General features: G+C 63.7%; 6 protein-coding genes. 2 read left to right on the plus strand and 4 right to left on the minus strand.

Annotated elements, in window-relative coordinates:
- Nucleotides 1-193 precede the first annotated feature (193 nt).
- Complete coding sequence (locus ACWELQ_RS32110) at nucleotides 194-2236, plus strand: WD40/YVTN/BNR-like repeat-containing protein (protein ID WP_452400782.1); 2043 nt, start codon at nucleotides 194-196, stop codon at nucleotides 2234-2236.
- 535 nt (nucleotides 2237-2771) lie between these two features.
- On the opposite strand, the gene ACWELQ_RS32115 is transcribed toward ACWELQ_RS32110, so the two are convergent.
- The 4 genes from ACWELQ_RS32115 to ACWELQ_RS32130 all read right to left on the minus strand — a co-directional run bounded on the left by ACWELQ_RS32115 (nucleotide 2772) and on the right by ACWELQ_RS32130 (nucleotide 5759).
- The gene (locus ACWELQ_RS32115) at nucleotides 2772-3254 is read right to left on the minus strand and encodes a macro domain-containing protein (protein WP_452400783.1); all 483 of its coding nucleotides are present in this window, start codon (nucleotides 3252-3254) and stop codon (nucleotides 2772-2774) included.
- A gap of 264 nt (nucleotides 3255-3518) precedes the next feature.
- Nucleotides 3519-4349: a class I SAM-dependent methyltransferase gene (locus ACWELQ_RS32120; protein ID WP_452400787.1), complete on the minus strand. Its 831-nt coding sequence runs from the start codon at nucleotides 4347-4349 to the stop codon at nucleotides 3519-3521.
- Nucleotides 4350-4449: 100 nt separating this feature from the next.
- Nucleotides 4450-4896, minus strand: coding sequence for a hypothetical protein (locus tag ACWELQ_RS32125; protein ID WP_452400784.1), 447 nt, complete (start codon nucleotides 4894-4896; stop codon nucleotides 4450-4452).
- A gap of 392 nt (nucleotides 4897-5288) precedes the next feature.
- A complete protein-coding gene (locus ACWELQ_RS32130; RefSeq protein ID WP_452400785.1) occupies nucleotides 5289-5759 on the minus strand; it encodes a hypothetical protein in 471 nt (156 codons plus the stop codon).
- Nucleotides 5760-5949: 190 nt separating this feature from the next.
- Here ACWELQ_RS32130 and ACWELQ_RS32135 point away from each other — a divergent pair, with 190 nt between their 5' ends.
- Nucleotides 5950-7401, plus strand: coding sequence for a serine/threonine-protein kinase (locus ACWELQ_RS32135; RefSeq protein ID WP_452400786.1), 1452 nt, complete (start codon nucleotides 5950-5952; stop codon nucleotides 7399-7401).
- Nucleotides 7402-7411 lie beyond the last annotated feature (10 nt).

Below are 7411 nucleotides of genomic sequence, written 5' to 3' on the forward strand. Positions count from 1 at the left end.
CAATGCGTTGAATACCGGCGTCATCTACGACCTGGTGATCGTGTCCGAACCGAACACCATCGTGCTGGCGTGTCAGACAGGGGTCTACTGGTCCGAGATTCCGATCGCCGGCGGTGCTTACACCTTCGACACCGCTCTCAATCTGACCGCCGGACCGTTCAGCGGCATCGCGCTCGGACCTCGGCGGACAGTGGTGGCCGCGGCCTGGGGCACGCCGCAGGACGTGCCGCCGCGCGGCGGACTGTTCGTGGGCGAATGGCAGAGTCTCACCGGCCCACTCGTTTTCGGCGAGGCCAAATTCTTGGGCAATACCGACAGCCAGATGTTCATGCGCACCTCCATCGCGAGCTGCCCGTACGATCGCGTCGTGATGTACGCCGTAGCCGGGGAGTACCACGGCACGCGCGACAGCATCTACCAGGTATTGCGGTCCGGCGACGGTGGCCGATCGTGGGCGGCGACCGGTAACAACGTGCTGCACCATTCGCCGTTGTTCGGTTACCCGACGACCAATACACCCGGCGATCAGCAGGCCCGCAACAACTGCATTGCCGTCGGAACGAACCCAGCTGTGGTCGTCGTCGGTTGGCGCCACGGCTATTTTGTCTCCGAGAACGGCGGCGCGACGTGGACGATGATGCCCGGCACCACTAGGCACCTGCACACGGGCGTGCACGCGGTCGAGTTCGACGACCTCGATCCCAACGAGCGCACCCTGTTCATCTGTAGCGACGGCGGCATGGCCGTGACGACGGATCTGGGAGCAACCCACTCCTCCCTCGCCAATCAGAAACTGCCAAACCTCAAGGCCCGCTGCGTGGACCGCAACTACCAGCCCACCGAACGCGGGTTCCTGACAGCACGCGGCGGATCCGCGGGCGTAATGGCAATGAGCCTTCAGGACAACGGGGATGCCTACATCTCTTTGTACCCGGCGAACCAACCGTGGCGGCCGCTGGACGAGGGCGACGGCGAACAGGTGGCGCTGCTATACGACGGGAAACTCATCTACCGCGACACCTCGACGGTCGATCAGAACAATGTGGAGTTCGGCAATCGCGTGCGTGAAGCATGGTTCGATCGACCTTCCGGCACTTTCACCAACCTCTCGATCTTTCCCACACAGCCGCTGTCTGACGGCGTGGTCCCGCTCGACGGTGTGGCCGACGGCCTCGGGTCACCGGATGTGCTCGCCGCCGTCACCGCGCCGAGCTGGGCGAACAGCAATAACGAACCGCTCGTCGCCGTCGCGGTGAAGGATCAGACACTGTACGGGATGTTCGCCGCGACGCCGCACCCCTATTGGAAGCGCCTCGCGACCCTGGGCCTATGGCGTCATGGGGTCGGACCAGGCGCGGAATACGCGACTTCGATCGGTTCCGGGGATGGCAACGGCCTCATCGTCGGCACCAGCACCGGGCGGCTGCTGCAGCTGATGCCCGACAGCTGGCACGTGCACGACACCACGCCGAAACCGTTGCCCGGCACTATCGCCCGGCTGGTGGTGCACACGCGGTACTACGCGTTCGCGATCGCCGCTGGACAGCAGCTGTGGGTCTTTAGGGAGTCAACCTGGACACAGTTGCCGGGTCCGGCTGCCGCCCTGGGTGATTTCGTCGGCCTGGCGACCGATACGACCGGCTATCCGGAAGCGGTATTCGTCGCGACGGCCACCCAGGTCTTCGTCACCCGCGACAACGGCCTGAACTGGGACGACATCTCGGCAGGTTTGCCCGCCGCGCCGCGCCTGCGCGATCTGGTCTTCGTCCGCGATCCCAGCGGAGCACATTTCCTTTGTGCCGCGACCGAGGGCTGGTCGGTGTGGCGCCGACAGCTCAACGGCACCGATGGACATCGGCACACGGTCCGGGTGCAGGGCCATACGGACATGGTGGACCGGGGTGTCTTCAGCGACACTACCGCAGACCCTCATTTCGGCAATACCGTGAAACTCGGGGCCGACGATCCGTGGGCGTTCTTCTCCTTCACGCAAGACGACGGCGACGAAGTACGTGTGATCATCAACTTCAATATCCAGTGGTACACAGACGATTCCATAGACCTCACCTACGACATCGTGCTCTACCCCAAAGACGAACTCGACGAATCGGAGCAGGACCACAAGTCGGGCACCGTCCACATCGCCGTCGGCGCCAGTCGGAACATCATCGAGGACCTGGTCATCGACGAATTCTGGCCCGACCGCGCACACGTCGACATGACCGTCTTCAACTGACCGCGTCACCCGGGTAGATACTTACGCTGCGGCGCGGTCAGTACCGGTGAACTGGTGGCGGCGGTGCTCGAACGGCATCCGGACGCCACCAGCGCGAGGCCATTCGACAGCACCCTGGAACTCTCGGGCCTGCCCGACCGATACCGATACGCGCTGTTCCTGCAGGCCATCTGAACCACGGACGGACCAGACCATTACCGCGTACCAACGCCTGTCCGAAGCGTTCCGCGCGAGCTATGACGATATCCAGCACATCGCGTTCATCGACCTCGCCGAGCCCGACTGAGACACCACCGTCTGGATCCACGGCGACCCCGCGACCATCACCGCTGCCGTCGCCCTCGGCCGTGAAATGACCGAGCGCGTCAGTCCTCAGCCTCGGCATCGCTAGCCACTCAACGCACCAAACTCTCGGCAATGGCGGACGTCCGGGGCGGATTAGTTCGGAACGGCTGGTTGGTCTTCTGCCGCGCTGCGCTGGCCGTTTCAGTCCGCGCGCCCCAGCGGCAGTTCAGGGCGTTCTCGAGCACCAGGATCATTCCAGGTCGTATACAACGGCACTGATGCCACGGCTGGACAAACGCGCGTGAATGTGAGGTTCGATCCGGCTCCAGGTTCCGCCTGCTAGTCCGCACCCGATCCGCGGCATGTGTACCGAGGCGTTCGATACCGCGGCGAACTCGGCGAGTTTCTCCAGGGCATGATCGACCGCCTCATAGCGAATCGGTGGTCCGTCGGCGCTCGATCGGATGCCGTGTTGGCCGATCATGTTGGCCACGTGAACATCCGGTGCGACCTCAACGAACTGCACTGCGCCCAGACCGAAGTCGTTGGACTCGCGCTGCTTGTACCAGTCCCGGTAGGCACGCTCGGGTTGCTTCCATCGTGCGGACACGGCGACGACGAAGCCTTTGCCCCAGTGTCCGCGGTCGTTGCAGATATGCGCGATGACCGCGGATCCGTCGGCATTGGGGATGGTCGCGTCCCCGGTCTTGTAAATGATCTCGGTCATGCTCATGGTGTCCTCCCGCGCCGAACATAGACGCGGGTACCGACATCACCCGGTGACCCCAAAGCCGACCCCGCCCGGGTCGCGGCTAGTGAGTGCGATCGTCGATCGCCAATCTGGCGTGCGTGATTGAAGGCTCGGGAGTACTCACTGCGGAATTTTGTCCGCTTTACCTCGCTGAGTACTCCCGACCGTGTCGCCGCACGTGTGGACCTGGTCGCCATGGCGTCGCCGACAACACCGAGTCTGGCTCAGCCATTACCGACGACGAGGCTACCCACTCACATGCGCCGATGATGTCTCATCCGGAGCGAGTGAAGGCAAGTCTCCGTCGTCAACCGTACGGAGGACCGCGAGGTACTCGTGATGCTCTCGCAGCAAGCTACCCAGACCGGGTTGCGGTGAAAGCGACATCGCATCGTCTCCCACGACGATCGCCGTCAGGGACAATCCCGTCCCGTCGAGCAACAGCGCCAGATCGGCGGGTGTGTAGCAGCGCAAGACCTGGCTGATCGGGTGGTCCGAATCCGATGTCTCCCACCAGGTGTCGATCGCCGTGCAGGTCACCGGATCGAACTGGATCCGCTCTCTGAGCTCATGGTCGTAACCGGCAGCGGGATTCGACGTCCGGTGTTCCTCGTCGCCGTCCCAACCGGCCCAGACGAACGGGTTGAAGACATCGATGAGCGCTGTTCCGCCCGGCCGAAGCCACTCGGACCCGATCCGGCGCAGCAACCTGCGTTGATTCGCGTCGGAGCCGACACCGAATCCGTTCCAATAACACACGACATCGAATTGGCCGTCGAGGTGAACCTCGTAGAAGTCGGCCTTGTGAACGGTCAGGGAGCTTTCAGCCACGCTCTGAGCCAACCCGTGGGTGAAATCCGCGCGGTCGCTGATCTCGACCGCGGTCACCGAGTACCCCGCCCCGGCAGTCGCCACAGCGGTCGTACCGTACCCGGACCCGAGTTCCAGAATCCGGCCCGTCGGAATCCCGTGCGCGCGTAGTAAATCCACTCTGCGATGATCTCGATCAGTCAGCCGAGCCTCGGCCTCGCCCCACCATGAACCGCTCCTGGAGTAGAACTCCCGCACCCATTCCACCCCACGAGTCAAGCAGACGCCGCGCCACCGGCCAAGGCGATTACTACTGCAGCGGCACCCGCATCATCATGTACCCCAGCACTTTCCAGCCGAGAAGTGGTCAGGAGAGTTCATCGAAGTAGCTCTCCGTCAAATCTGGAAGCCGGAACTCCGTGCGGACTACCTGCACGAACTGATCGAAGGCGTCCCGAGTCGCTTGGCTGGCGTCATTCCAGGGACCCGTGGATTGAGCGGAGGCAACCAGATCCGTGAGCGCGATGTCGAGTTGCTTGCCGGCGCTGACTGCCGAGTCCGAGCCGTAGAGCCACAAAGCCGCAAGCGATCTGACCCAGGCATGACGCTGTGAGGTCCAATCGTGGTCGGGAGCGTCGCCGTGCCTGCGATGGGTGATGGCCAATCGGAACTCCAAGAAAGCGTCGATCAGCTGTCTGTAGCTGGCCGTCCTCTCATTGCGCCGCCACCGAGTCGACTCGGAGCGAGTGTCCCAGAACTTGCCGACAGCCACCCCCAGCACGCCAGCCAAACCGGCAACCAACGTCGTGACCATCTCTCCCCCAATTGCACAGGCCCCCAGCGTGACTGAGGCCAGACAACCATAGCGCTCAACCTGAGAGATTGGGCCCGACATAGTCGGCACGTTCCCCTACGCACGCCCATGCGGACAACGTGACGGCCCCGATCCCGGCGGCCATTGATCGTCCGCTAGGTTGCGGACCGCACCGGGGACGCGACATTAGCGGACATCGAATTCCGCCGTGAAACTACTGGATCGTGCCGGTAGGAAGCGATTCCGAGCTCGGTACACCTAGGTCGTGTCGTTGGGTGCGCGGCTGGTCGATGATGAACGTGTGGTGGTGCTGGCCGCGGACTGTTTCCTCACGCCTCGTGTCGGCGGTATCGACCAGCGGCGGGTTCAGTGCGGACGTTCGTGGGGCGGGTTCAGTTGTCGGCGTCCATGATCAGTTTCGCGGTTACCGGCGGGAGGTCGAGTTCGCGACGGGCCGTACGGATGAAATGCTCGAAGGCTTCCCGGGCAGGGGCCCGCGCGATATCCCAGTCAGTGACGGTGAACGTGTTTTTCTGTGCATCCGCGGCAAGCTTCGTCAGCGCGCAGTCCAGTTCGGACGTCGCGGTGACCACCTCTGTTCCGCCGTGCAGCCAGACGGCCGTGCAGGCGCTGTCCCAGGGTTGGAAGCTGCTGATTCGTGCCTCGCGGACCATCTCGGCCGTAGTCGAGTCCTGCGGATCGGCCAGCGCGATGGCGCGCAGGGTCTCGTAGGTGATACGGAACTGCTCGGCAACACGTTGATAGCTCGCGGTTTTCTGGTCGCGACGCCACCGTGAGGACTCGGTTCGGGAATCCCACAGCCGACCGACCGCGATCCCGAGCAGTCCCGCCACCGCCGCCAAGATCGCTGCCGTCATCGTAATCCCCCCGCTCGAATCCATGTCGGCGAGTGAGCTTACGGGCTGAACGCCTCAGTCACACAACAGGAATGCGTGGGAGCAGGCTCACCACGGGCGTATGCGTGCGAGTTGTCTCAGTGGTTGGGTGCGTCTGCGATGATGATCGAAACATGTTGTGCGACTGTGGTGGGGGATGACGGTGGAGGGGACCCGGTTCGGGCGATACCTGCTGATGGAGGTGCTGGGCGAAGGCGGCATGGGGAAGGTGTATCGGACCCACGACACACAGACCGATCGCACCGTGGCGGTGAAGGTGCTGCACAGTCATACTGCTGCCGACAGGTCGTTCCGCGAACGATTCCGGCGCGAGGCGCGGGCCGTAGCGGGGCTGGGAAATCCGCATATCGTGCCGATCTTCGACTACGGGGAGATCGACGGGCACCTGTTCATGGCGATGCAACTGGTAGACGGCTCCGGTCTGGATTCGGTTCTTGTTCAAAAGGGTTTGCTGCCGGTTGGCGAGGTCGTGGCGATCATCGAGCAGGCGGCGGAGGCGCTCGACGTCGCGCATGGCGCGGGGTTGATTCATCGAGATGTCAAGCCGTCCAACCTTCTGGTGACCTCCCGCGGTTTCGTCTACCTCATCGATTTCGGAATCGCTCGCGCTACCGGCGAAACCGAGCTGACCAGCACGGGCGCCACGATTGGTACGTTCGCCTACATGGCACCCGAGCGATTCACCGCTGGCACGGCTGACAGCCGATCGGATGTGTATGCGCTGGCGTGCGTTCTCTACCAGTGTTTGACCGGACAGACTCCGTTCCCCGGCAACAGCGCAGAACAACAGATCGCCGCGCATCTCACCATGACTCCGCCGCAGCCCAGTCGCCAAATGCCTTCACCCGTACCGTATTTGGATGCTGTGATCGCCCGGGGTATGGCCAAGGATCCCGATCAGCGGTACCGGTCCGCGGGCGAACTCGCGGCCGCGGCTCGGGCCGCGATCACCACTACGGCCGCCGTCGCGCGGCCTGCTCCGTGGACCGCGCAAGCCGAGCCCGAGATACCCGACCTAGCCGAAGACCTGCGGCGACCCGAACGCCGTGCGACGCGTGCGGTGTTCGCCACCGTGTGTATGACACTGGTTGCCGCGATCGTTCTCGTCGCGACGATGTGCGCGCCCTGGGGTACGGCCGAGCAACGAGACGGTATTCCGGGAGGGTGGCCGACGATGGTGCACTTCATTCCCCTGCAAGGGCGTATCGCCGGCGGCTACACCTTCCCGTTCGATCCTGTCGTCGTTGTTGTGCTGCTCTGTGCGGTTATTGCGATCGTGACGTGTGTGATCTCGGCCGGAAGGTTCTTGGCAACGGACCGACCTGGGCTGGTGTCGGTGTCGTTCATCAGCGCGGTGATCGCGATGGGCGCTGTGATCGGTGAGTTCCTTCTCGCCAACGCCAGCCTTCCGAAGAACCACTTCGTCTACCAACCCCCGGCGGCGATCGGCCTCATCGCGGCCTTTGTCGCCGTCTTGTCGAGTCTGCTCGCCACGATGTTGTCCCGCGCAAGCCGACACACGGCACCCGAGCCAGGTCGTGGCTCACCACTGTCGGCGCTACGGCAATGGTTCGGGTTCCGCCCGTAGCAGCACGTCG

This window comes from Nocardia sp. NPDC004722 (genome assembly GCF_053601505.1).

What these genes read in the sequence shown, in the direction of transcription:
- ACWELQ_RS32115 (WP_452400783.1), bottom strand. Translation starts at nt 3,254, where the DNA reads ATGAGCATGACCGAGATCATTTACAAGACCGGGGACGCGACCATCCCC.
- ACWELQ_RS32125 (WP_452400784.1), bottom strand. Translation starts at nt 4,896, where the DNA reads ATGGTCACGACGTTGGTTGCCGGTTTGGCTGGCGTGCTGGGGGTGGCT.
- ACWELQ_RS32135 (WP_452400786.1), top strand. Translation starts at nt 5,950, where the DNA reads ATGACGGTGGAGGGGACCCGGTTCGGGCGATACCTGCTGATGGAGGTG.